This is a genomic window from Enterobacter cloacae complex sp. 382A5 (genome assembly GCF_050031095.1).
GTDB lineage: Bacteria > Pseudomonadota > Gammaproteobacteria > Enterobacterales > Enterobacteriaceae > Enterobacter > Enterobacter cloacae.
In genome coordinates, this window is sequence record NZ_JBLGVK010000001.1 from 3,793,158 (window position 1) to 3,818,505 (window position 25,348).

Consider the following 25,348-nt stretch of genomic DNA (forward strand, 5'->3'; position numbering starts at 1 on the left):
AAATGATTAGGCGACCGGCTTACCGGCGCGAACAAAAATCGGTTTGGTCACGTGGACCGGCATTTCGCGGTTGCGGATCTGTACCACCGCCGTTTCGCCAATGCCGGCCGGCACGCGTGCCAGTGCAATACTGTAGCCCAGCGTCGGGGAGAAGGTACCGCTGGTGATCACGCCTTCACGCGGATTGCCGTCTGCATCGGTAAAACGTACCGGCAGTTCGCCGCGCAGCACGCCTTTTTCCTTCATCACCAGGCCAACCAGCTGTTCAGTGCCCTTTTCGCGCTGCATCTCCAGCGCTTCACGGCCAATAAATTCGCGGTCAGCCGGTTCCCACGCGATGGTCCAGCCCATGTTAGCGGCCAGTGGAGAGACGCTTTCGTCCATCTCCTGACCATAAAGGTTCATGCCCGCTTCCAGACGCAGCGTATCGCGCGCGCCCAGTCCTGCTGGCTTGACGCCCGCTTCCACCAGCGCACGCCAGAAGTCGGCGGCTTTTTCATTCGGCATAGCAATTTCATAGCCCGCTTCACCGGTATAGCCGGTGGTGGCGATAAACAGATCGCCCGCCTGCACGCCGAAGAACGGCTTCATGCCAGCGGTGGCTTCACGCTGCTCGTTGTTGAACAGCGTGGCGGCTTTCGCCTGCGCGTTCGGCCCCTGTACGGCGATCAGCGACAGATCATCACGGACGGTGATGTCGATGGCATACGGTTCAGCGTGTTGGGTAATCCAGGAGAGGTCTTTTTCGCGGGTGGCGGAGTTTACAACGAGGCGGAAGAAATCTTCAGTGAAGTAGTAGACGATAAGGTCGTCAATCACGCCGCCAGAGGCATTTAGTATGCCGGTATAGAGCGCTTTACCTGGCGTCTTCAGTTTTGCGACGTCGTTTGCCAGCAGATAACGCAAAAACTCCCGGGTGCGGCTACCGCGCAGGTCGACAATTGTCATGTGGGAGACGTCGAACATACCGGCATCGGTACGCACTGCGTGGTGTTCATCAATCTGGGAGCCGTAATGCAGCGGCATCATCCAGCCATGAAAGTCCACCATACGTGCACCGCATAACACGTGTTGTTCGTACAAAGGAGTCTGTTGAGCCATCTTTTCCTCGTTGAAAAATTCACCGTGAATCCCGGTATCGGCCCCGTCATTCGGCACCGACGCAAACGTTCTCTTTTACCTGAACTTACCACCGAAACCGACGGTTAACCATAAGGTAAAACAGGTCATCACATTAGCTTATGACCAAAAAACGCTGAAAAGCCTACAGAGTTATTCACTGGTAAAATGCGATTCAACCCGCATAAAATTAACAACGATCTAACAATATTTAGCACATGGTGATATTTCATGCGGAAAAACGGGCCAAATTTCCGTAACGTAAAAATAGCCAGATTAGATTATCTAATGCGAAAAATGGCGTGAAATTAGATTATTTCAAACGAGGATATTTACCCGGCGCAGAGGCCGGGTAAATAAAGTGTGACGGGGATCGAGATTAACGTAACCAGTCGGGCAGATCGTTAAGACCCATCGCCTGACGAAGGAGTTGAGGTTTTACGCCCGGAAGGGTGTCGGCCAGTTTCAGGCCGATGTCGCGCAGCAGTTTTTTCGCCGGATTTGCCCCGGCAAACAGCTCGCGGAAGCCCTGCATGCCTGCCAGCATCACCGCCGCGCTGTGCTTGCGGCTGCGTTCGTAGCGACGCAGGTAGAGATGCTGGCCAATGTCTTTACCTTCGCGGTGCAGACGGCGCAGCTCATTCACCAGCTCTGCCGCATCCATAAAGCCAAGGTTAACTCCCTGTCCGGCCAGCGGATGAATGGTATGCGCCGCGTCACCCACCAGCGCGAGACGGTGCGCCGCAAACTGGCGCGCGTAACGGCCGGTCAACGGGAATACCAGGCGTTCGCTCTCAAGGGTGCACAGACCAAGACGGTTATCAAACGCCATGCACAGCGCCTGATTAAACGCCTCTGGCGTCGCCTCGCGCATCAGCTGTGCTTTTTCCGGCACCAGAGACCAGACGATCGAGCACAGGTGCGGATCGCTCAGCGGCAGAAATGCCAGAATACCGTCGTTATGGAAAATCTGGCGCGCAACGCCGCCGTGCGGCTCTTCAGTACGGATGGTTGCTACCAGCGCATGATGACGATAATCCCAGAAGGTCAGGGGAATATCCGCCTTGTTACGCAGCCACGAGTTTGCGCCATCCGCGCCCACCACCAGCCGCGCGGTAAGCATGTCGCCGCTCTGCAGGGTGAGAAACGCTTCGTTTTCGCCCCATGCCACCTGCTGGATTTGCGCGGGCGCCATCAGGGTGATATCGCTGCAGGATTGCGCTTTTTGCCATAACGCATGGTGAATGACGGCATTTTCGATGATATGACCCAGATGGCTATAGCCCATGCTTTCATCATCAAACGCGATATGGCCAAAGCTGTCTTTATCCCACACTTCCATTCCGTGATAGCAACTGGCACGCTGCGCCACGATATCTGACCAGACGCCAAGGCGCGTCAGTAGTTTTTCGCTGGCGGCATTGATTGCCGAGACGCGCAGTTCCGGCGGCGCATCGTGCGCAACGGGCTGAGGCAGATTTTGCTCCAGCACGGCCACGCGCAGACCGCTGCCCTCTAAACCACAGGCCAGCGCCAGCCCTACCATTCCGCCGCCCACAATGGCGACATCAACATTTTGCACGATGATAACTCCTTAACGCGCGACCCAACCAAGGGTCCGCTGCGCCAGCACGTCACGTGCCGGAATGAATAATTCCATCGCCATCAGCCCAAGGTTGCGGCCTGCAACCAGCGGTGCCCAGCGATTGGCAAACAGATGTACCAGGCCATCGGTGACGCCGATAGTCGCTTCTTTATCGGCCCGGCGTCGCTTCTGATAATGGCTGAGCACCGGATACGCACCGCAATCTTTTTGCTCATGCCACGCCTGAGACAGAGTCTCTGCCAGGCTCATCACGTCGCGTAGCCCAAGGTTGAAGCCTTGCCCGGCGATTGGGTGCAACGTCTGCGCGGCATTGCCGACCAGCGCCACGCGATGGGAGATGGACTGAGATGCCGTGGTCAGCGACAGCGGGTAAACAGCGCGTTTTCCCGCATGGGTAATACGCCCCAGCCGCCAGCCAAAGGCTTTTTGCAGTTCGGTACAGAAACGGTCGTCGGACCAGGCCTCAACGTCAGCCGCTTTATCCTGGGGATGACACCACACCAGCGAGCAGCGTCCGTTTGACATCGGCAGCATGGCCAGCGGGCCGTGCTGAGTGAAACGTTCAAACGCCCTGCCGTTGTGTTCTCCCGCCGTAGAAACGTTAGCAATAACGGCGACCTGTCCGTAAGGCTGGGCGCGCCATTCCACGCCGCACTGGGTGCCAAGCGCAGAACGTGAACCATCGGCGGCGACCAGAAGCTGGCCATCCAGAACCGTGCCGTTTTCCAGCGTCACGCTGACCGCCGCTTCGCTGCGGCTGAAGCTGGCGACGCGTGCCGGGCAATGGAGCGTCACGCCCGGGGCATCCTGCAATAAACGGAACAGACGCAGCCCGACGTCGTGAAGTTCAACCACCCGACCCAGGGCATCAATGCGGTAATCCTGCGCGTCCAGCGTCACAAACCCGGCATGGCCACGATCGCTGACGTGAACGGTGTTAATTGCCGTCGCACAATCCGCAATCGCCTGCCAGATGCCAATTCGAGCGAGCTGCTGGCAGGTCCCCTGAGCCAGGGCAATGGCGCGGGCATCAAAACCGGGATGGTCGGACGCCTCTGGCGCCACGGCCTCCACCAGATGGACCGGAAGTTGCCCTTTCGTCAAATGCGAGATGGCCAGCGCCAGCGTAGCTCCCGTCATCCCCCCACCAACGATAATCACGCTCATGGGCGTGCCGCTGCCATCAGCGCCTCAATGTCATCGGCGTTTTTCACCACGCCCGCGGTCAGGTTTTCGTTACCGGTTTCGGTGATGACAATGTCATCTTCGATGCGAATACCAATTCCACGGTACGCTTCCGGCACGTCGGCATCCGGCGCAATGTAGAGCCCCGGTTCAACGGTCAGCACCATACCCGGCTCCAGCACGCGAGAACGTTCTGAACCATACGCACCCACATCATGCACATCCAGCCCCAGCCAGTGGCTCAGGCCGTGCATAAAGTAGGGGCGATGCGCATTTTCAGCAATCAGGGTATCCACATCACCATTCAGAATCCCGAGCCTTACGAGGCCGGTAATCATGATGCGCACCACTTCGCCGGTCACTTCCTGGATGGAGGTGCCGGGGCGATAGAGCTTCAGCGCGGTTTCAAGTGATTCAAGAACGATGTCATAAATTTCGCGCTGCGCGGGAGTGAACTTACCGTTCACCGGGAACGTACGGGTGATGTCGCCCGCATAGCCCTGATATTCACAGCCTGCATCAATCAGCACCAGATCGCCGTCACGCAGTTCACTTTCATTTTCGGTGTAGTGCAGAATGCAGCCGTTTTCACCGCCGCCGACAATGGTGTTGTAAGAGGGATAACGCGCGCCGTGGCGGTTAAACTCGTGGTGAATCTCGCCTTCCAGCTGATATTCAAACAGGCCGGGATGGCACTTTTCCATCGCCCTTGTGTGAGCCAGCGCGCTGATTTCGCCTGCACGACGCATCACGTCCAGCTCTTCCTGCGATTTAAACAGGCGCATCTCGTGGACCACCGGGCGCCAGTCCGTCAGCGTGGCCGGGGCGGAGAGATTCTGCCGGGAGCCTTTACGCAGCTTATCCAGCGCGGTGAAGACTATCTCATCGGCGTACGCATACTCACCCTGCGCGTGGTAAAGCACATCCAGCCCGTTCAGCAACTGATAGAGCTGCTGGTTGATTTCGCTGAACGCCAGCGCACGGTCCACACCCAGTTTCGCGGGCGCGGCCTCTTGCCCCAGGCGGCGACCAAACCAGATCTCCGCGCTGAGATCCCGTATGCGGTTGAAAATCACGCTGTGGTTGTGGGTGTCATTGCTCTTGATCAGCACCAGTACCGCTTCCGGTTCATTGAACCCGGTGAAGTACCAGAAATCGCTGTTCTGGCGATAGGGGTATTCACTGTCAGCACTGCGCGTCACTTCGGGCGCGGCAAAAATCAGCGCAGCGCTTCCGGGCTGCATTTTTGCCAGCAGCGCCTGACGACGACGGGAATACTCTTGATGCGAGATAACCATGACACCCTCCTGTGCGTTATTTTTCTTAATGTAAGGTTGGCTTACGAACTTCCGGTGCGGTTGGCTGCGAGCGGGTGAAGTTATCGTGGCACAGCAGTGCCGCCACGCGAACGTACTCGATAATCTCTTCGAGAGACATCTCCAGCTCTTCCTGATCTTCTTCTTCGTCGTAACCCAGTTGCGCGATGTTACGCAGATCGTCGATCGCTTCACCCGCTTCGCCGGTCACTTTATCAAGCTTAGGCTGCGTTACGCCCAGCCCCAACAGATAGTGGTTTACCCAACCGGCCAGCGCATCGGCGCGATCGAACACGCTGACATCGTCGCCTTCAGGCAGATAAAGCTGAAAAAGGAAGCCATCGTCCTCCAGCGAATCGCTGATTGCCGAGTGCATTTTTCGCAGCGCTTCCGCCAGTTCATGACCAAACGCCAGCCCTTCGTTCGTCAGGTCGTGGATCAGCGGCTGCCATGAGCTGTCGCTGTTTCCGCCGCATAGCATGCCACTGATCAGACCGTGCATTTCGGCAGGGGTTAAACCCACACCCTGCTGGTTCAGTAACTGGTTTAAATCGTTGTAACCAGGCATTTCGTTCTGTATAGACATGAGCTTTCGTCATCAAAGGGAGGAATATTCATGATATGCTACCACTTTGGACCCTGGTGATACCAGAAAAGGGCTTGTATCTTCACATCAGGGTAGCTATAGTGTCGCCCCTTCGCAGCCCCCGGGGCAGTAAGCGAAGGCAGCGCAGTCAATCAGCAGGAAGGTGGCATGTCTGCACAACCCGTCGATCTCCAGATTTTTGGCCGTTCACTGCGAGTGAATTGTCCTCCTGAACAAAGGGATGCTTTGAATCAGGCTGCGGACGATTTGAATCAGCGGTTGCAAGATCTCAAAGAACGCACTAGAGTCACAAATACTGAGCAGCTGGTTTTTATCGCCGCGTTGAACATCAGCTATGAACTGACTCAGGAAAAAGCGAAGACCCGCGACTACGCGGCAAGCATGGAGCAGCGCATTAAAATGCTCCAGCAGACCATAGAACAGGCGTTGCTTGATCAAGGTCGCAATCCCGAAAGACCGGGACCAAAGTTTGAATAACACTTCTCAGTTGACTATGGTAGAGTAACTGTGAAGACAAAATTTCTCTGAGATGTTCGCAAGCGGGCCAGTCCCCTGAGCCGATATTTCATACCACAAGAATGTGGCGCTCCATGGTTGGTGAGCATGCTCGGTTCGTCCGAGAAGCCTTAAAACTATGACGACACATTCACCTTGAACCAAGGGTTCAAGGGTTACAGCCTGCGGCGGCATCTCGGAGATTCCCTCACTCTTCTTCTACCACTACCATGACTCAATTCCCTGAAGTTTCTGCCTCACGCCAGGATATTCGTCAACTCATTCGACAACGTCGCCGGGCGTTAACCCCTGAACAGCAAGCGCATTTTGCCCAGCAGGCCGCGGCACGCATGATGGCGTATCCGCCTGTAGTAATGGCGCATACCGTCGCGCTGTTTCTCTCTTTTGATGGTGAGCTGGATACGCAGCCACTCATTGAACAACTCTGGCGAGCCGGAAAGCGGGTCTATTTGCCGGTGCTGCATCCGTTTAGCGCAGGGAACCTGCTGTTTCTGCACTACCACCCGCACAGCGAACTGGTTGTGAATCGTCTGAAAATCACCGAGCCGAAGCTGGATGTGCGCGACGTGCTGCCGCTGTCACAGCTGGACGTGCTGATTACGCCGCTGGTGGCGTTTGATGAACAGGGCCAGCGTTTAGGAATGGGCGGGGGGTTCTATGACAGAACGTTGCAAAACTGGCAGCAGTACGGGTTGCAGCCGGTGGGTTATGCGCATGATTGCCAGGCGGTAGACGCCTTGCCGGTCGAGAAGTGGGATGTGCCGTTGCCGGCGGTGGTGACGCCATCGAAGTTGTGGGAATGGTGAAACAGGCGTGCAGCCTGATGCCCTCACCCCAGCCCTCTCCCACCGGGAGAGGGAGAAAAAAATAAAAAACGGTAACTATCGTTACCGTTTTGCATTTACCTCACACCCTCAGTACAGCAGACGCGCGCGAATCGTCCCCGGAATGGCCTTCATGCTCTGCAGCGCTTTCTCGGCCACATCTTCATCTGCTTCGATATCAATAACCACATAGCCCATCTGCGAGTTGGTTTGCAGATACTGCGCGGCAATGTTGACACTCTGCTCAGCAAAGATCTGGTTGATGGCGGTCAGCACGCCCGGACGGTTTTCGTGAATGTGCAGCAGACGACGGCCACCGTGCAGCGGCAGCGACACTTCCGGGAAGTTAACGGCAGAGAGCGTTGAACCGTTATCGGAGTATTTACTCAATTTACCCGCCACTTCCAGACCGATGTTCTCCTGCGCTTCCTGAGTAGAGCCACCGATGTGTGGCGTCAGGATCACGTTGTCGAACTCGCACAGCGGAGAGTTAAATGGATCGCTGTTGGTTGCAGGCTCCGTCGGGAAGACGTCGATAGCCGCCCCCGCCAGATGCTTACGCTTCAGGGCATCGCACAGCGCGGGAATGTCGACAACCGTACCGCGTGCGGCGTTGATCAGCAGGGAACCTGGCTTCATCAGCGCCAGCTCTTCCGCGCCCATCATATTTTTGGTTGAGGCGTTTTCCGGCACATGCAGGCTCACCACGTCGCTCATGTTCAGCAGGTCAGAAAGATGTTGAACCTGAGTGGCGTTCCCCAGCGGCAGTTTGCTTTCAATGTCGTAGAAGTAAACATGCATGCCCAGGGATTCAGCCAGGATACCCAGTTGGGTACCAATGTGGCCGTAACCAATGATACCCAGCTTTTTACCGCGCGCTTCATAAGAGCCCGCGGCCAGTTTGTTCCACACGCCGCGGTGGGCTTTGGCGTTGGCTTCCGGAATACCACGCAGCAGCAGCAGCAGTTCGCCAATCACCAGCTCCGCCACGGAACGGGTGTTGGAGAACGGGGCGTTAAAGACCGGGATACCGCGTTTTGCGGCAGCATTCAGGTCAACCTGGTTGGTACCGATGCAGAAACAGCCGATAGCGACCAGCTTTTCCGCCGCCGCAATAACATCTTCAGTCAGGTGAGTACGGGATCGCAGGCCGATGAAGTGGGCATCACGGATGGACGCTTTCAGCTCTTCAGTATCCAGCGCGCCTTTGTGAAATTCGATGTTGGTGTAACCTGCCGCGCGAAGGCTATCAAGTGCTTTTTGATGCACGCCTTCTACTAGCAGGAATTTAATCTTGTCTTTCTCCAGTGATACCTTTGCCATTTACCCGACCCTGTTTTTTTGTCTGAACTGATGTTGTGCTGGATTGAAATCCGCTTAGCCAACATATCAAAAAAAACTATTGCAGCAATATGAACGTTTGCGTCGGCACTCTGAAGAAAAGTCATACAGTGCAAAATAGCAGAGTAAAATGCTGTAAATATTTGTGAATGCGGAAGGTTCAGCAAGAGAGGGGCAAAAAACGTGACACAAGTCACCGAATTTAGCTTTTCAAAATTTTTTTAGCGGGGGGAGGACTCCCCCCGTCAGATCATTTTACGATGGTTTTCACGCCATCAGCCGTGCCGATCAGCGCAACATCCGCGCCACGGTTGGCGAATAACCCTACTGTTACCACGCCCGGAATGCCGTTGATGGCGTTTTCGAGCGCGATCGCGTCGAGAATTTCCAGGCCATGAACGTCGAGGATCACGTTGCCGTTATCGGTGACCACACCCTGACGGTATTCAGGACGTCCGCCCAGTTTTACCAGCTCACGTGCCACGGCGCTGCGCGCCATTGGGATCACTTCAACCGGAAGCGGGAATTTACCCAGAATATCAACCTGCTTGGATGCATCCGCGATACAGATGAATTTATCGGCCACGGAGGCGATGATCTTTTCACGCGTCAGCGCTGCGCCGCCGCCTTTGATCATCTGCATATGCCCGTTGATTTCATCCGCGCCATCAACGTAGATCCCCAGACGGTCCACTTCGTTCAGATCGAAAACGGTAATGCCGAGGCTTTTCAGCTTTTCCGTGGAAGCATCGGAGCTCGAAACCGCGCCCTCGATTTGCCCCTTCATCGTGCCCAGCGCATCGATAAAGTGTGCCGCCGTCGACCCCGTACCCACACCGACGATAGTACCCGGTTGCACGTACTGGAGCGCGGCCCATCCTACTGCTTTTTTCAGTTCATCCTGCGTCATGATCGTTTTGCCTGTGGTATGAAAACTTAGGGCGCATTATAGAACACGTGAGGTGGAATTCGTCTGCCACAAAGGGAAAATTGTGTCATAGTGCAGATTAAGCAAAATTAAGGAGTAAGCCAGAGCAATGAAACGTCCGGACTACAGAACACTACAGGCACTTGATGCAGTTATTCGTGAACGCGGTTTTGAGCGCGCAGCGCAAAAGCTGTGTATTACTCAGTCCGCCGTATCACAGCGTATCAAACAGCTTGAAAACATGTTCGGGCAGCCACTGCTGGTGCGTACCGTGCCACCGCGTCCAACAGAGCAAGGACAAAAGCTCCTCGCCCTGCTGCGTCAGGTTGAACTGCTGGAAGACGAATGGCTGGGTGATGAACAAACGGGTTCTACGCCGTTGCTGCTGTCACTGGCGGTGAACGCCGACAGTCTGGCAACCTGGCTGCTGCCCGCCCTCGCCCCGGTCCTGGCCGATTCCCCTATCCGTCTTAATCTGCAGGTTGAAGATGAAACCCGCACCCAGGAACGCCTGCGTCGCGGTGAAGTGGTCGGGGCAGTCAGTATTCAGCCTCAGGCACTGCCAAGCTGCCTGGTGGATCAACTGGGCGCGCTGGATTACCTGTTTGTCGGTTCAAAAGCCTTTGCGGAGCGCTACTTCCCCAATGGCGTCACCCGCGCCGCGCTGCTTAAGGCACCTGCCGTGGCGTTCGACCATCTGGATGATATGCATCAGGCTTTCCTGCAACAAAACTTCGACCTGCCGCCGGGCAGCGTGCCATGCCACATCGTGAACTCGTCTGAGGCCTTCGTGCAGCTTGCGCGTCAGGGAACCACCTGCTGCATGATCCCGCACCTGCAGATTGAAAAGGAGTTGAAAAGCGGTGAGCTGATTGATTTGACGCCGGGACTGTATCAGCGCCGGATGCTTTACTGGCACCGTTTTGCGCCGGAAAGCCGCATGATGCGCAACGTCACCGACGCGCTGCTGGCATACGGGCACAAGGTGTTGAGACAGGATTAATCGCTTGAATTCCCTCTCCCTGTGGGAGAGGGTTAGGGTGAGGGCAAATTACTGCGCCTTAGCCGTCTCAGTTTGCTGAGTTTGCGTCGGCTCCAGCTGGAACACCACATCAACCTGATCGTCGAACTGAATGGTCGGCTGCTCATAACTTTCCTGAGCAGATACCGGCGCCGCATCGGCTTTCATCATCCGTACCATCGGGCTTGGCTGATAGTTAGAGACGTGGTAACGCACGCTATACACCGGGCCGAGCTTACTCTTAAAGCCAGCGGCCAGCTGCTGCGCCTGATGCATCGCATCGTCAATTGCCGCTTTACGCGCTTCGTCTTTGTATTTCTCCGGTTGCGCAACGCCCAGTGAGACGGAACGAATTTCGTTCAGACCCGCCTTCAACGCGCCATCCAGAAGGGAGTTCAGCTTATCCAGCTGGCGGACGGTCACCTCAACGCTACGCACCGCGCGATAGCCTTTCAGGATACTTTTGCCGTTCTGGTAGTCGTAATCGGGCTGAGTACGCAGGTTCGCAGAGCTGATGTCTTTTTTGGCAACACCGTTCTGCTCCAGGAAAGAGAGATATTGCGCAACACGATCGTCAGCCTGCTTCTTGGCGGAAGCGGCATCCTTCGCGGCTACGTTGACTTCAATTGCCAGCGTCGCAACATCCGGTACCGCATCCACGCTGGCGGTGCCGGAAGTGACGATGTGCGGGCCATTTGGCAATTCATTCGCCTGAACAGACACCGCACCCAAACTTACTAATGCCGCCAGGGCCATCACGTTAAACTTCACTGTCATTCCTCCATGTTGCGAAGAGTGCCCTAACAACAGGGCGCATGCCAGCAAGCTTAGCGGGTCCTGCTCAGTTGTCCATAAGACAACGCTTAGTTGAACAATCCCTGAACATGATGAATCCCCTCTTTCGCCAGCTGAAAGGCAATGACCCACATCACCAGGCCCACCAGCGTGTTGATGATCCGCTGGGCTTTAGCGGTACGCAAACGGGGTGCCAGCCACGCCGCCAGAATGGCGAGGCCAAAGAACCAGAGGAAGGAGGCGCTCACCGTGCCCAGGGCAAACCAGCGCTTCGGCTCAACGTCCAGTTGCCCACCCAGGCTCCCGAGCACCACAAACGTGTCGAGATAGACGTGCGGGTTAAGCCACGTTACCGCCAGCATGGTGACGATGATCTTCCAGCGCCCCTGCTTCATCACTTCGGCGCTCGCCAGCTCCAGGTTACTACTCATTGCCGTTTTTAACGCACCGAATCCGTACCACAGCAGGAAGGCGACCCCGCCCCAGGTCACCAGCGCCAGCAGCCAGGGTGACTGCATCAGCAGCGCACTCCCGCCAAAAATCCCGGCACAAATCAGCAGTAAATCGCTTACCGCGCACAGCAGGGCAATCATCAGATGATACTGGCGGCGAATCCCCTGGTTCATGACAAACGCATTTTGCGGACCGAGGGGAAGGATCATGGCTGCGCCTAACGCAAGCCCCTGAAAATAATACGATAACATGACATTTATCTCGCAGAATTGTCTTTGGAGCAGACTATACTGCGAGAAGAACATTAGAGGAAATTGATAATATTAATTGGGTATTAGCATAGCTAATAAAAGATAAGCCCGGTGGCGCTAACGCTTACCGGGCCTACGGGAGACGTTATTCGGCTTCTTTTACTTTTTTGACGTTTACGTCCATCTGCGGATACGGGAAGCTGATGCCGTTGGCGTCAAACTCGCGCTTAATGCGCTCCAGCACGTCCCAGTACACGTTTTGCAGATCGCTGCTTTTGCTCCAGATACGCACCACGAAGTTAATAGAGGAAGCACCCAGCTCATGCAGGCGCACGGTCTGCTCTTTGTCCTTCAGAATGCGATCATCGGAGGCGATGATGTTAGCAATCAGCGATTTCACCTGATCAATATCGGAATCATACGCCACGCTGATAATTAACTCGTTACGGCGCACCGGCTCGCGAGAAAAGTTAATAATGTTGCCCGCGATGATTTTCCCGTTCGGGACCACAACGATACGCCCGTCAACGGTACGCAGAGTGGTAGAGAAAATTTGTACCTGCAGTACGGTACCGGCAATGCCGCCCAGATCAACATACTCACCGGAACGGAATGGACGGAAGGTGACCAGCAGAACGCCTGCAGCCAGGTTTGAGAGCGAGCCCTGTAACGCCAGACCAATAGCCAGACCCGCGGCACCAAGCACGGCGATCACCGATGCCGTTTGTACCCCCACGCGCCCCAGTGCAGCAATCAGCGTAAACGCGATGATGCCATAGCGCACCAGCGCAGAGAGGAAGTCAGCCACCGTGGCGTCGATATGTCGCGCTACCATCACCCGGTTGACCGCATTCGATACAATACGCGCCACGATCATCCCGACGATGATGATGGCAATCGCCGCGACGATATTCACGGCGTAGCTCAGCAGCAGCGCCTGGTTGCGCACCAGCCAGTTACCGGCGTTATTGATGCTGTCTACAACATCGAGTTGTTCCATTTATTCTTCCTTTTGTTAAACCAAAACACAAATCCATCCCCCATGGAGACAGGCAGGTCCGTAAAGGGTAAACAAAAAGCGCAAGTTTTGCCAAACAGATCACAAAAACCGATCTGACAGAGTATTGAAAAAGCATAAAAAAAGGCCCGCGTTTGCGGGCCTCCTGATGCTGTCAGCAGCTCAAATTACAGAACGTCGATCGCGTTCAGCTCTTTGAATGCCTGCTCCAGACGGGTCACCATGGACGTCTGCGCTGCGCGCAGCCATACGCGTGGATCGTAGTATTTCTTGTTCGGCTGGTCTTCGCCTTTCGGGTTGCCCAGCTGGCCCTGCAGGTAAGCTTCGTTCGCTTTGTAGTACTGCAGGATACCGTCCCAGGTTGCCCACTGGGTGTCGGTATCGATGTTCATTTTCACTACGCCGTAGCTTACGGAGTCTTTGATTTCCTGAGCAGAAGAACCGGAACCGCCGTGGAAGACGAAGTTCAGGCTGTTGTGCGGCAGGTTGTGTTTCTTGGACACGTATTCCTGAGAGTCACGCAGGATGGTTGGGGTCAGAACCACGTTACCTGGTTTGTAAACGCCGTGTACGTTACCGAAGGACGCTGCAATGGTGAAGCGTGGGCTGATTTTGCTCAGCTCGGTGTAAGCGTAATCAACGTCTTCTGGCTGAGTGTACAGAGCAGAAGCGTCCATGTGGCTGTTGTCCACGCCGTCTTCTTCACCGCCGGTGCAACCCAGTTCGATTTCCAGGGTCATGCCCATTTTGGACATACGCGCCAGGTATTTGGAGCAGATCTCGATGTTCTCTTCCAGAGACTCTTCAGACAGGTCGATCATGTGAGAAGAGAACAGTGGCTTACCGGTAGCCGCGAAGTGTTTTTCACCCGCGTCCAGCAGACCGTCGATCCACGGCAGCAGTTTCTTCGCGCAGTGGTCAGTGTGCAGGATAACTGGAACACCGTAGTGTTCAGCCATCTGGTGTACGTGGTGCGCACCAGAGATAGCGCCCAGGATTGCAGCACCCTGAGGAATGTCAGTTTTCACGCCTTTACCTGCGATGAACGCAGCGCCGCCGTTAGAGAACTGTACGATAACCGGTGCTTTAACTTTTGCAGCGGTTTCCAGTACGGCGTTGATGGAGTCAGTACCCACGCAGTTAACTGCTGGCAGAGCAAAGTTGTTTTCTTTAGCTACCTGGAACACTTTCTGAACGTCATCACCAGTGATCACGCCAGGTTTTACGAAATCAAAAATTTTAGACATGTTGCTTAGTCCTGTATCTTCGGCCGTTAGAAAAGGTGCGAGCTCTTAAAGCGCGCTGAAAATTGGGCAGGTTTCCCTGCCCTTGAATGGCTTACTTCTTAGCGCGCTCTTCGAGCATTGCTACTGCTGGCAGAACTTTGCCTTCCACGAATTCGAGGAATGCGCCGCCACCAGTGGAGATGTAGGAGATTTTGTCAGCGATACCGAACAGGTCGATTGCTGCCAGGGTGTCACCACCGCCTGCGATAGAGAACGCTTCGCTGTCTGCGATAGCGTTAGCAACAATTTCAGTCCCTTTACGGAAGTTCGGGAATTCGAACACGCCAACAGGACCGTTCCACAGGATAGTTTTTGCGTTTTTCAGGATTTCAGCCAGTTTCTGTGCAGAAACGTCGCCCAGGTCCAGAATCTGCTCTTCATCTTTGATGTCGTTTACAGATTTCAGGGTAGCAGTCGCCGTTTCGGAGAACTCAGTGGCAACGCGAACATCGGTTGGAACCGGGATATCACAGGTGCCCAGCAGGCGTTTGGCTTCGTCAACCAGGTCTGCTTCATACAGGGATTTACCAACGTTGTGGCCCTGAGCGGCAACGAAGGTGTTCGCGATACCACCGCCAACGATCAGCTGGTCAGCGATTTTAGACAGGGAATCCAGAACGGTCAGTTTGGTAGAAACTTTAGAACCACCCACGATGGCAACCATTGGACGAGCAGGCTCTTTCAGTGCTTTACCCAGCGCATCCAGTTCCGCGGCCAGCAGAGGACCAGCGCACGCAACGTCTGCGAATTTACCGATACCGTGGGTAGACGCCTGCGCACGGTGCGCAGTACCGAATGCATCCATTACGAATACGTCGCACAGCGCCGCGTATTTTTTGGAGAGTGCTTCGTCGTCTTTCTTCTCGCCTTTGTTGAAGCGAACGTTTTCCAGCACCACCAGCTCACCGGCAGCCACTTCCACGCCATCCAGGTAATCTTTCACCAGGCGAACCGGGCTGGACAGTTTGTCTTTCAGGTAATTAACAACCGGCAGCAGAGAGAACTCTTCGTTGTACTCGCCTTCAGTTGGACGACCCAGGTGGGAGGTCACCATCACTTTCGCACCCTGCTTCAGAGCCAGTTCGATGGTTGGCAGAGATGCACGGATACGCGCGTCACTGGTCACTTTGCCATCTTTAACTGGCACGTTCAGATCCGCACGGATGAAAACGCGTTTACCAGCCAGATCCAGATCGGTCATCTTAATTACAGACATGGTGAATCCTCTCGTTGATTCTTAAAGTTTTGCAGACGCACGATGCGTCTTACCTGAAACCTTTGGCAGCCATTGCTAACGTGGTGTCGAGCATTCGGTTAGCAAAGCCCCATTCGTTATCACACCAGACCAGCGTCTTGATAAGGTGTGCGCCACTGACGCGCGTTTGCGTGCCATCAACAATGGCGCTGTGCGGGTCGTGGTTAAAATCCACTGAGACCAACGGTAATTCCGTATAGTCAACTATACCATGAAATGCCCCCTGTGCCGCTTTTTGCAGCAACAGGTTGACTTCACAGGCTTTTACCGGTTTTTTTACCGTCACGCTGAGGTCAATTGCGGTGACGTTTATCGTCGGTACACGCACGGCAATCGCTTCAAAACGGTCATTAAACTGCGGGAAAATTCGGGTGATCCCGGCAGCCAGTTTTGTGTCCACCGGGATGATTGACTGGCTCGCAGCACGCGTGCGTCGTAAATCCGGGTGGTAGGCGTCGATGACCTGCTGATCGTGCATGGCGGAATGAATCGTGGTCACGGTGCCGGATTCAATGCCATATGCATCGTCTAACAGTTTAATGACCGGAATAATGCAGTTGGTGGTGCAGGAGGCGTTGGAGACAATACGGTGTTCGGCTTGTAGCTCATGCTGATTGACGCCGAAAACGACCGTTGCGTCGAGGTCGTTACTGCCGGGATGAGAGAACAGGACTTTTTTCGCGCCGGCGGTGAGATGCGCTTCGCCGTGTTCGCGGTTGCCATATACGCCGGTACAGTCAAGCACCACATCCACACCCAGTTCACGCCACGGTAGCGCGGCAATACTGCGCTCATGCAGTACGCGGATCGTATCGTCACCGACAAACAGCTGATCCCTTTCCTGGCGCACGTCCCAGGCAAAGCGTCCGTGGCTGGTGTCATATTTCAATAAATGCGCCATGCCCGCAGCATCCGCCAGTTCATTGATTGCCACCACGGTAATTTCCGCCCGACGCCCGGATTCATATAAAGCACGAACCACGTTGCGCCCGATGCGACCGAAGCCATTAATCGCTACGCGTACGGTCATAGATCTCCTGCAAAGCTATCCCTGAGTTCGAGGTGGCTGAAAGAGTAATCCAGCTACGCCCGAAGGGGAATCTTTGCTATCACAAACTGCGATTGATTGGTCAATTGTCGAACATTTAATCGACTGAAACGCTTCAGCAAGAATAAGCGAATCGGGGAATAAAAGGAATGTCTGTCCAGATGAATAAGCGAGCTATATGACTTGCGTCACATTTTAGGTGGAATAATGCTTACAAAAAAGCCGGGTGGCGCGCTAGCGCTTACCCGGCCTACTTTCGAGCCATTTGTAGGCCCGGTAAGCGTAAGCGCCACCGGGCAAAACGGCAATTACAGCAGTTCTTTCGCCTTAGCGACAACGTTCTCAACGGTGAAGCCGAACTCTTCGAACAGCTGCTCTGCCGGAGCAGATTCACCGAAGGTGGTCATACCGACGATAGCGCCGTTCAGACCCACGTATTTGAACCAGTAGTCAGCGATACCCGCTTCAACCGCCACGCGTGCGGAAACGGCTTTAGGCAGTACGGATTCACGGTAAGCAGCATCCTGCTTGTCGAACGCATCGGTAGACGGCATGGAAACCACGCGCGCTTTAACGCCTTCGGCAGTCAGTTTGTCCCAGGCTGCAACAGCCAGCTCAACTTCAGAACCGGTTGCGATGAAGATCAGCTCTGGCTGTCCCGCGCAATCCTTCAGCACGTAGCCACCGCGGGCGATGTTCGCCAGCTGCTCTTCGGTACGATCCTGCTGCGCCAGGTTCTGACGGGAGAGGATCAGCGCGGTTGGACCGTCCTGACGCTCAACGCCGTATTTCCATGCCACTGCAGATTCCACCTGGTCACATGGACGCCATGTGCTCATGTTCGGGGTGACACGCAGAGAAGCAACCTGCTCTACCGGCTGGTGAGTTGGACCATCTTCGCCCAGACCAATGGAGTCGTGGGTATAAACCATCACCTGACGCTGTTTCATCAGCGCAGCCATACGCACGGCGTTACGTGCATATTCCACGAACATCAGGAAGGTAGAGGTGTACGGCAGGAAACCACCGTGCAGGGAGATACCGTTCGCGATAGCGGTCATACCGAATTCACGTACACCATAATGGATGTAGTTACCGGCCGCATCTTCGTTGATTGGCTTAGAGCCAGACCACAGGGTCAGGTTAGACGGTGCCAGGTCAGCGGAGCCGCCGAGGAATTCTGGAAGCCATGGACCGAACGCTTCGATCGCATTCTGAGACGCTTTACGGCTGGCGATTTTAGATGGGTTCGCCTGCAGCTTAGCGATGAACTCGTTCGCTTTCGCGTCGAAGTCAGACGGCATTTCACCTTTCATACGACGGGTGAATTCAGCCGCTTCCTGTGGGAAGGCTTTAGCGTAAGCCGCGAACTTCTCGTTCCAGGCCGCTTCTTTCGCCTGACCCGCTTCTTTGGCATCCCACTGGGCATAGATTTCAGATGGGATTTCGAATGCAGGGTGTTTCCAGCCCAACGCTTCACGGGTCAGCGCGATTTCCGCGTCGCCCAGTGGCGCACCGTGGGAATCGTGGGTGCCCGCTTTGTTCGGAGAACCGAAGCCGATGATGGTTTTGCACATCAGCAGGGATGGTTTGTCAGTGACCGCACGCGCTTCTTCTACTGCACGTTTAATCGAGTCAGCATCGTGGCCATCAACGCCACGCACAACGTGCCAGCCGTAGGCTTCGAAACGTGCCGCAGTGTCATCAGTGAACCAGCCTTCAACATGACCGTCGATGGAGATACCGTTGTCGTCGTAGAACGCAACCAGTTTGCCCAGCTTCAGGGTACCTGCCAGGGAGCACACTTCGTGAGAAATGCCTTCCATCATGCATCCGTCGCCCATGAACGCGTAGGTGAAGTGGTCAACAATGTCGTGACCAGGACGGTTGAACTGCGCCGCCAGGGTCTTCTCAGCAATCGCCATACCCACCGCGTTCGCAATACCCTGACCCAGTGGGCCGGTCGTGGTTTCAACACCTGCGGTGTAACCCACTTCCGGGTGACCCGGGGTTTTGGAGTGCAGCTGACGGAAGTTTTTCAGCTCTTCGATAGGCAGATCGTAGCCAGTGAGGTGCAGCAGGCTGTAGATCAGCATTGAGCCGTGGCCGTTAGACAGCACGAAACGGTCGCGGTCAGCCCATGCCGGGTTCTGCGGGTTGTGGTTCAGGAAATCACGCCACAGGACTTCGGCGATATCAGCCATACCCATAGGGGCCCCTGGGTGGCCAGATTTGGCTTTCTGTACTGCGTCCATGCTCAGCGCACGAATAGCATTAGCAAGCTCTTTACGTGAGGACATTTTAACTCCAGATCGGACTGTTAAAGGCCATGCCCTTGACGACAGCGCGTTTTGGGCTACGCCGGAAAAAAGTGCCAACAATGTAACCCAAGCGGCATGCCATGTACATGGAGCATTCTTTTGCCGCTTAAGAAATCTCTGGATCATGCTCGCATGTTGCGCAATCTGCTCGCCCGGGCCCGTCGATATTCCTTATACTTAGCCCGACCCCGGCTTCGCTGTCGGTGTACTTTTCGGATTTTATTCAGATTAACGAGTACGGAAGCAACCTCATGAAAATGCGTGCATTAGTGCTGGCCCTGGGTACAACGTTCCTGCTGAGCGGTTGTCAGAGTATGGATTCTAACGGCCTGATGTCCTCAGGCGCAGAAGCTTTTCAGGCCTATTCCCTGAGCGACGCGCAGGTTAAAGCCCTGAGCGACCAGGCCTGTAAAGATATGGATGGAAAGGCTACGATTGCCCCGGCCAACAGTCCCTACACGCAGCGTCTGAATAAAATTGCCTCTGCGCTTGGCGATAACATTAACGGTCAGCCGGTGAACTATAAAGTGTACGTCGCGAAAGACGTGAACGCCTTTGCCATGGCGAACGGCTGTATCCGCGTTTACAGCGGGTTAATGGACATGATGACCGACAACGAAGTGGAAGCGGTGATCGGCCATGAAATGGGCCACGTTGCCCTCGGCCACGTGAAGAAAGGGATGCAGGTCGCCTTAGGCACTAACGCCATCCGCGCGGCGGCGGCTTCTGCGGGCGGTATTGTGGGCAGCCTGTCCCAGTCACAGCTTGGCGATGTGGGCGAAAAGCTGGTTAACTCCCAGTTCTCTCAACGTCAGGAGTCCGAAGCGGATGACTACTCCTACGATCTGTTGCGCAAACGCGGTATCAATCCAGCAGGTTTAGCCACCAGTTTTGAAAAGCTGGCTAAACTGGAAGCCGGACGTCAAAGCTCCATGTTTGACGATCACCCGGCCTCAGAAGCGCGTGCACAACATATTCGCGACCGTATGGCCGCAGACGGAATTAAATAATTTTGGAAGGAGGCAAATTTGCCTCCTTTTTATTTCGCATGAATTGCTAACTTAACCGCACATATCGGTAACACCCACAAAAGCCCCGTCACACCTGCCCTTCACCATTGAAATGTCTGGTCACATAATTATTGCAATCGGTTACTTTTCGGGTAATTATCGAATCCGCAGTAATTCAAATTAATATATTAAGACAGAGACGTTCCCTCCGTGAAAAAAGAATTATCGTTAGTTGCGTTAAGCATATTTGTCACATTACCTGCCGTTGCAAGCCAACAATCAGACAGCCAGGGTTTTATTAATGACAGCCATTTAGATCTGTTTTTACGCAATGCGTATATCAGCCGTGATTATCATCAGGGCCAGCAGGATAAAGCAGAATGGGGTCAGGGTATCATCGCCACCTTTGAATCAGGTTATACCGAAGGAGTGGTTGGTTTTGGCGTAGACGGCATTGCGCAGTATGGCGTGCGTCTGGACGGTGGCCGCGGTAAGAGCGGCGCAGGTGGCATTGACTTCTTTAAACAGGAAGACGACGGACGCGCAAAATCCGATCTGGCAAAATTTGGCGCGACCGCCAAAATGCGCATCTCGAATACCGTACTCAGCTACGGTAATCAGCGTCCCGAGCTGCCAATCATTAACGCCGACAGCTCCCGCCTGCTGTTTGAAAGCTACACCGGCACCATGCTGACTTCTAAAGAGATCGACGGTCTGGAAATCAACGCCGGTTATTTCACCGACGAGCAGCGTAAAAGTGACGATCGCCACGACAGCGGCCTCAAGGGTTTCTCCTTCGGCGGGGCGAGCTACCAGTTTAATGACCAGTTCAGCGGCGCGCTGTACGCCTCCCATAATGAAGAGGTGATGAACAAGCAATATCTGGGCATGAATTTCAAACAGCCGTTCAGCACTGGCCAGCAGCTGGTACTCGACTTTAACGGCTACAACTCGCGTCTGGATCAGGGCTACGCAGACAGCCTCGACACGGGCCGCAGCAACACCATCTGGAGCCTGGCGGCGAGCTACATCTGGGATATCCATACGTTCAAAGTGGCGTACCAGCAGAGCAGCGGAAGCACCGGCTACAACTATGGCGGCTACCGCGACCAGGGCGGTGTTGGTGACGGCGGCAACACCATCTGGCTGGCGAACTCCTACTGGTCTGATTTTAATGGTGAAGACGAACGTTCATGGCAGGCGTCTTACGGGCTGGACTTTGGCGGTCTCGGTTTGCCGGGTCTGAGCTGGACCACCGCCTACGTGCGTGGCGACAACATTAAAACCGCTGAAACCAGTAACGGCAAAGAGCATGAATGGTTTAACCAGATCCAGTATCAGGTGCAGGACGGCCCGGCGAAAGATCTGAAGCTGAAACTGCGCTATTCCGTACTGCGCGTCTCCAGCAACGCCAGCGATTACAACGTGGGTGGGGATGAGATCCGCGCTTACGTGGAATACCCGTTTAACGTGTTCTGAGTTTGTCCCCTCACCCTAACCCTCTCCCTTTGGGAGAGGGCCGGGGTGAGGGAAAAACAGCTAGTAAAGCGTCTTCTGTGGGGGCCCGGCAAACTTCAGCGCGCCAATTTGTCCCATCCGCACTTCCACTACCGACGGTCCCGGCATCGCCAGCGCTTCCGTCATCACCGCATCAAAATCCTCTGCCCGCTCAACGCTCCATGCCTGCAGGCCAATCGCCTGTGACAGCAGGGTAAAATCCGGCGTATGCAGCTCGTTATAGTACTGACGGCCACCGAAATACTTGTCCTGTATACCGCGCATAACGCCGTAACCGCCGTCATTCATGATAAGCAACGTCACGTTGGCCTTCTCCTGCGCCAGCGTCGCCAGTTCGCCCAGATTCAGGCTCAGACCGCCGTCCCCCACCAACCCCACCACTTTGCGTTGTGGGTTGGCAATCGCGGTGCCAATCGCCATCGGCAGGCCCATGCCAATTGCCCCGGCCAGAGAGTGAATATTCATCAGCGGCCCCCTGGCGCGGAACAGTCGGCTGCCCCACAGGCTGCCGGAAACGGTAATATCGCGCACCAGCAGGCCATCTTCAGGTAGCGCTTTCTCTATGGCATCGTTGAGTTGCGCATAGGCGCCGCACTGTTCACGCAGCCCACGTTCTGCCTGTGTCACCGCCTCCTGAACCAGACCATCCCACTGAGCATTCCCCCATTCACGCCCCTGTGCTTTTTCAGCCAGCGCGCTCAGCAACGCTGAGCAGTCGGCTACCAGCGTGTTATCCATCAGATAGTTACGGCTTGCCGCCGCCGGGTCGATATCGATCTGTACGCGCGGAGAAGGCAGTTCGAGCGTCCATGAACGGGTCTCATTGCTGCGCAGACGTGAACCGGCGATCAGCGTAAAGTCACACTGCGCGATCAGCGCTTCAACCGATGGCGAGTTGTGAAATGCCCGCAGGCTGGCGCGATGGCTGTCCGGCAGCACGCCGCGCGCGTGAGTGCTGGAGATCACGGTGATACCTGCATCCGCCAGCTTTTTCACTGCGTCCGCGCAGCCCAGCGCACCGCCGCCCAGCCACAGCAGCGGCTGTTTCGCCTGCTTGAGTTGCGCCCAAAGCGCAGTAACACTCCCGGCATCTACCGGCGAAACCGACGCCGGTTTCGCCGGTGCGGTCACCAGCGACAGCGGAATTTTCGCGCCCTGAATATCAATCGGGATCTCCACGGAGACCGGCCCGCACGGCGGCGTCTGCGCCTCCTGAATCGCTTTATGCAAAATCGCTATCGCCTGGCTGGCATTGCTGATGCGATACGCCCGTTTTGAGCTGGCCTTCAGGAAAGTCAGCTGGTCGCGGGTTTCATGGATAAACCCGGTGTCGGCATCCAGCCAGGCTTTTTCTACCTGCCCGGTCAGGTGCAGCAGCGGCGTGCAGGCGTTCATCGCCTCCACCAGCGCGCCTACGGCGTTACCCGCGCCCGCGCCGGTGCTGGTCAGCGCCACGCCAAGGCCGGAAAAACGTCCGTGGGCATCAGCCATGGTGACAGACCCCGCTTCGCCGCGTGCCGGTACAAAGCGGATGTTGCCGCGCTGCCCTACTGCATCCGCGATGGGCAGGTTGTGAATAGAGATGACGCCGTAGATGGCCTCAACCTGATACTGCTCCAGCGTTCTGGCGATGGCGTCGCCGACGGTTATCATTTCGCTCATTGCTCACCCTTTCTCAGTCACACCAGTGGTTGACGCTGTTACCCGTCGCCAGATAAATGCTCTTTTGCTGCATCCAGGCTTTCAGCCCCTGAATGCCCTTTTCGCGGCCCAGACCGCTCTCTTTAAAGCCCCCGAATGGGGTCGAAATCGCAAACACTTTGTAAGTGTTGATCCACACCGTGCCCGCCTCAAGCTGCTCGCTTAAGCGCAGCGCGCGCCCGGTATCGCGCGTCCAGATCCCGGCGGCCAGACCGTAAACCGAGTCGTTGGCCTCGCGGATAAGCGTGGCTTCATCGCGAAACGGCATCGCCACCAGCACCGGGCCGAAGATCTCCTCCTGGCAGGTGCGGGCGCTGTTGTTCAGCCCTTCAATAATCGTGGGCAGGAAGAAGCTGCCGTTTGCAAGATTAGGATCGGCCGGGATCTCCCCGCCACACAGCACGCGGCCCCCTTCACGCTTCGCCAGCTCAACGTACGCCTGTACGCTCTGACGATGGCTGGCGCTGATCAGCGGCCCAACGTGGACACCGTCGGTAAACGGATGTCCGACGCGCAGACCGCGGGTTAACTCCAGCAGCCGCGCCATCAGCGGCGCGTAAAGGCTCTCGTGGATAAACAGCCGCGAACCGGCGATGCACGCCTGCCCCGCCGAGCTGAAAATGCCGTAGCAGATCCCGCGCGCGGCCTGCTCGATATCCGCATCATCCAGCACGATAGTCGGCGATTTTCCGCCCAGCTCCAGCGATGCCGGGATCAGTTTTTCCGCCGCCACGTGCGCCAGGTGACGGCCCGTGGTGGTGCCGCCGGTAAAGGAAATTTTGCGTACCTTAGGGTGGCGTGCCAGCGCATCGCCAATCACCGAGCCTTTGCCCGGCAGCACACTCAGCAGCCCGGCGGGCAGCCCGGCCTGTTCAAATATCCGCGCCAGCTCCAGCGCCATCAGCGGCGTGGCTTCGGCGGGCTTGAGGATCACCGCGTTACCCGCGGCAATGGCCGGCGCGACCTTCTGCATCTCGCTGGCAATCGGCGAGTTCCACGGCGTGATGGCCGCCACCACGCCGAGCGGCTCATAGCGGCTCAGGGTCAGTAAATCCGGCTGGCGCGGCGTCGGAAGTTCCCCTTCCAGCAGCTCGCAGGCGGCGGCAAAGTAGCGCGCCGTTCCCGCCGCGCTCATTACCAGCCCGCGGGCCTCCGCCAGCGGCTTGCCGTTATCGCGGCTCTGCATCTGCGCCAGCTCGTCGACGCGGGATTCAATGAGATCTGCCACCTTGTGCAGGATCTTCGCCCGTGTATGCGGCAGGCTGTGGCGCCAGGCGGGATCGCGCCACGCGCGCTCGCCGGCCTCGATCGCGTCATGCAGGTCGTCCAGACTTGCCGCATTCAACGTCGCGTTGATCGACCCGTCAGCCGGAAACTGGCTCTGCATCGGGTTGCCGCTGCCGTGTCGCCAGTGGCCGCCGATAAATATCTTCAGATCGTCCATCGTCACTCCTCAGCTCAGGGCCAGCTCGCGGCAGGCGCGTACCGCGCTGAGTGCCGCCAGGGTGGAGGTTTTCGGGTTAGAGGCAAGCGGCAGGCCGCTTAGCTCCAGATGGAATTCACCAAACGCGCCCTCCACGTGCAGCGTGTGGGTGTTACGTTTCGTTGACGGGTCGACCATCAGCTGTACGCGCGTGTCGTCCATTCCCACGCCGCCGAGCGCCACGGTGGCCGCCACGTTGGCGTTGGCCGGGAACAGACGCGCCGCCTCGCGGGCGCTGCCTTCAAAAAAGACCTGCGCAACAGCCACCGAATTCAGATCGATAAGCTGCTCGGCATAGCTGCCGCGCCAGCTGGCCGGGCTTTTACGCGACTGGTAGGTCACGCGCGCCAGCCCGCCCTCTTTCGCCGCCGCCAGCCCGTCAATACCGGCCACCGCCCCGGAGAGCAGCGTCAGCCTGCCGCGTGCGTTGAGCAGGCGCTGTTCGAGCGCGCTGTCCGCCAGTGCGCCGGTCGAAATAACCGCCAGATGCCAGCCACGACGTAAAATGTCCTCGCCGTACTGCGCCACCGCCTGCTGGCTGGCGCACTCGAGCACCAGGTCGGGCGTTTGCGCGCATTGCAGCGGTGAGGTCAACGCCACTACCGCATCACCAAACTGCGCGTGAATCGCCGCATGATGGGCCTCGCGCGCCACAATCCAGCCGATAGCCACGCCAGCGGGCAGGCGCTCAATCACCGCCTGCGCCATGGCACCAAAACCAATCAACATAACCTTTTTCATGATGT

Annotated in this window: 22 protein-coding genes and 1 other RNA gene; 6 read left to right on the forward strand and 17 right to left on the reverse strand. The window is 56.2% G+C overall.

Going from position 1 to position 25,348, the window contains the following annotated elements; translation table 11 throughout:
- Positions 1-6 precede the first annotated feature (6 nt).
- The 5 genes from gcvT to ACQG2G_RS17885 form a co-directional block, all read right to left on the reverse strand.
- Positions 7-1,101 (reverse strand): glycine cleavage system aminomethyltransferase GcvT, encoded by a 1,095-nt coding sequence (gcvT, locus tag ACQG2G_RS17865; RefSeq protein WP_061773042.1) that lies wholly within the window; start codon positions 1,099-1,101, stop codon positions 7-9.
- A gap of 397 nt (positions 1,102-1,498) precedes the next feature.
- Entirely contained in the window at positions 1,499-2,701 is a 1,203-nt protein-coding gene (gene ubiI / locus ACQG2G_RS17870; RefSeq protein ID WP_061771668.1) for an FAD-dependent 2-octaprenylphenol hydroxylase, read from the reverse strand.
- Positions 2,702-2,713: 12 nt separating this feature from the next.
- Complete coding sequence (gene ubiH, locus ACQG2G_RS17875; RefSeq protein WP_020687080.1) at positions 2,714-3,892, reverse strand: 2-octaprenyl-6-methoxyphenyl hydroxylase; 1,179 nt, start codon at positions 3,890-3,892, stop codon at positions 2,714-2,716.
- Positions 3,889-5,202: a Xaa-Pro aminopeptidase gene (pepP, locus tag ACQG2G_RS17880; protein WP_096897022.1), complete on the reverse strand. Its 1,314-nt coding sequence runs from the start codon at positions 5,200-5,202 to the stop codon at positions 3,889-3,891. Before pepP ends, ubiH begins: the two co-directional genes overlap by 4 nt.
- 31 nt (positions 5,203-5,233) lie before the next feature.
- Entirely contained in the window at positions 5,234-5,812 is a 579-nt protein-coding gene (locus ACQG2G_RS17885) for a YecA family protein (protein WP_013098627.1), read from the reverse strand.
- 168 nt (positions 5,813-5,980) lie between these two features.
- On the opposite strand from ACQG2G_RS17885, the gene zapA reads away from it, so the two are divergent.
- The 3 genes from zapA (at position 5,981) to ACQG2G_RS17900 (ending at position 7,155) form a co-directional block, all read left to right on the forward strand.
- Positions 5,981-6,310: a cell division protein ZapA gene (gene zapA / locus ACQG2G_RS17890; protein ID WP_006811891.1), complete on the forward strand. Its 330-nt coding sequence runs from the start codon at positions 5,981-5,983 to the stop codon at positions 6,308-6,310.
- A 41-nt stretch (positions 6,311-6,351) separates the two neighbouring features.
- Positions 6,352-6,535: non-coding RNA, 6S RNA (gene ssrS / locus ACQG2G_RS17895), on the forward strand.
- A 23-nt stretch (positions 6,536-6,558) separates the two neighbouring features.
- On the forward strand, positions 6,559-7,155 hold the full coding sequence (locus ACQG2G_RS17900) for a 5-formyltetrahydrofolate cyclo-ligase (protein WP_058660761.1): 597 nt from the start codon (positions 6,559-6,561) through the stop codon (positions 7,153-7,155).
- A 108-nt stretch (positions 7,156-7,263) separates the two neighbouring features.
- On the opposite strand, the gene serA is transcribed toward ACQG2G_RS17900, so the two are convergent.
- Together serA and rpiA are read right to left on the reverse strand one after the other, a co-directional pair.
- A complete protein-coding gene (serA, locus tag ACQG2G_RS17905) occupies positions 7,264-8,496 on the reverse strand; it encodes a phosphoglycerate dehydrogenase (protein ID WP_013098629.1) in 1,233 nt (410 codons plus the stop codon).
- Between the two features lie 268 nt (positions 8,497-8,764).
- Positions 8,765-9,424, reverse strand: a complete 660-nt coding sequence (gene rpiA, locus ACQG2G_RS17910; protein ID WP_013098630.1) for a ribose-5-phosphate isomerase RpiA — start codon at positions 9,422-9,424, stop codon at positions 8,765-8,767.
- 127 nt (positions 9,425-9,551) lie between these two features.
- Here rpiA and argP point away from each other — a divergent pair, with 127 nt between their 5' ends.
- Complete coding sequence (argP, locus tag ACQG2G_RS17915) at positions 9,552-10,445, forward strand: DNA-binding transcriptional regulator ArgP (RefSeq protein ID WP_008499727.1); 894 nt, start codon at positions 9,552-9,554, stop codon at positions 10,443-10,445.
- Positions 10,446-10,493: 48 nt separating this feature from the next.
- Here argP and ACQG2G_RS17920 read toward each other — a convergent pair whose 3' ends face one another.
- The 7 genes from ACQG2G_RS17920 to tkt form a co-directional block, all read right to left on the reverse strand.
- A complete protein-coding gene (locus ACQG2G_RS17920) occupies positions 10,494-11,234 on the reverse strand; it encodes an oxidative stress defense protein (RefSeq protein ID WP_013098631.1) in 741 nt (246 codons plus the stop codon).
- A 92-nt stretch (positions 11,235-11,326) separates the two neighbouring features.
- Positions 11,327-11,962, reverse strand: a complete 636-nt coding sequence (gene argO, locus ACQG2G_RS17925) for an arginine exporter ArgO (RefSeq protein WP_061771667.1) — start codon at positions 11,960-11,962, stop codon at positions 11,327-11,329.
- 145 nt (positions 11,963-12,107) lie between these two features.
- The gene (locus ACQG2G_RS17930) at positions 12,108-12,962 is read right to left on the reverse strand and encodes a small-conductance mechanosensitive channel MscS (protein ID WP_013098633.1); all 855 of its coding nucleotides are present in this window, start codon (positions 12,960-12,962) and stop codon (positions 12,108-12,110) included.
- 185 nt (positions 12,963-13,147) lie between these two features.
- Entirely contained in the window at positions 13,148-14,227 is a 1,080-nt protein-coding gene (gene fbaA, locus ACQG2G_RS17935) for a class II fructose-bisphosphate aldolase (RefSeq protein ID WP_013098634.1), read from the reverse strand.
- A gap of 91 nt (positions 14,228-14,318) precedes the next feature.
- Positions 14,319-15,482 carry a phosphoglycerate kinase gene (pgk, locus tag ACQG2G_RS17940; RefSeq protein WP_013098635.1) on the reverse strand — a complete coding sequence of 388 codons (1,164 nt, stop codon included), beginning with the start codon at positions 15,480-15,482 and terminating at the stop codon, positions 14,319-14,321.
- 49 nt (positions 15,483-15,531) lie between these two features.
- A complete protein-coding gene (gene epd, locus ACQG2G_RS17945; RefSeq protein ID WP_014833195.1) occupies positions 15,532-16,551 on the reverse strand; it encodes an erythrose-4-phosphate dehydrogenase in 1,020 nt (339 codons plus the stop codon).
- Between the two features lie 326 nt (positions 16,552-16,877).
- On the reverse strand, positions 16,878-18,869 hold the full coding sequence (gene tkt / locus ACQG2G_RS17950) for a transketolase (protein ID WP_038420542.1): 1,992 nt from the start codon (positions 18,867-18,869) through the stop codon (positions 16,878-16,880).
- Positions 18,870-19,141: 272 nt separating this feature from the next.
- Between tkt and ACQG2G_RS17955 the strand changes: the two genes are divergently transcribed.
- Both ACQG2G_RS17955 and ACQG2G_RS17960 read left to right on the forward strand, forming a co-directional pair.
- Entirely contained in the window at positions 19,142-19,900 is a 759-nt protein-coding gene (locus ACQG2G_RS17955) for a M48 family metallopeptidase (protein ID WP_047024506.1), read from the forward strand.
- 210 nt (positions 19,901-20,110) lie between these two features.
- On the forward strand, positions 20,111-21,379 hold the full coding sequence (locus ACQG2G_RS17960; protein WP_013098639.1) for an OprD family outer membrane porin: 1,269 nt from the start codon (positions 20,111-20,113) through the stop codon (positions 21,377-21,379).
- 60 nt (positions 21,380-21,439) lie between these two features.
- On the opposite strand, the gene ACQG2G_RS17965 is transcribed toward ACQG2G_RS17960, so the two are convergent.
- Genes ACQG2G_RS17965 through ACQG2G_RS17975 form a run of 3 tightly spaced genes read right to left on the reverse strand, consistent with a single transcriptional unit; the run spans position 21,440 to position 25,343 of the window.
- The gene (locus ACQG2G_RS17965) at positions 21,440-23,080 is read right to left on the reverse strand and encodes a thiamine pyrophosphate-binding protein (protein WP_061771666.1); all 1,641 of its coding nucleotides are present in this window, start codon (positions 23,078-23,080) and stop codon (positions 21,440-21,442) included.
- Between the two features lie 13 nt (positions 23,081-23,093).
- Complete coding sequence (locus ACQG2G_RS17970) at positions 23,094-24,563, reverse strand: aldehyde dehydrogenase (protein WP_061771665.1); 1,470 nt, start codon at positions 24,561-24,563, stop codon at positions 23,094-23,096.
- A 9-nt stretch (positions 24,564-24,572) separates the two neighbouring features.
- Positions 24,573-25,343: an aspartate dehydrogenase gene (locus ACQG2G_RS17975; protein ID WP_061771664.1), complete on the reverse strand. Its 771-nt coding sequence runs from the start codon at positions 25,341-25,343 to the stop codon at positions 24,573-24,575.
- Between the last annotated feature and the right edge of the window lie 5 nt (positions 25,344-25,348).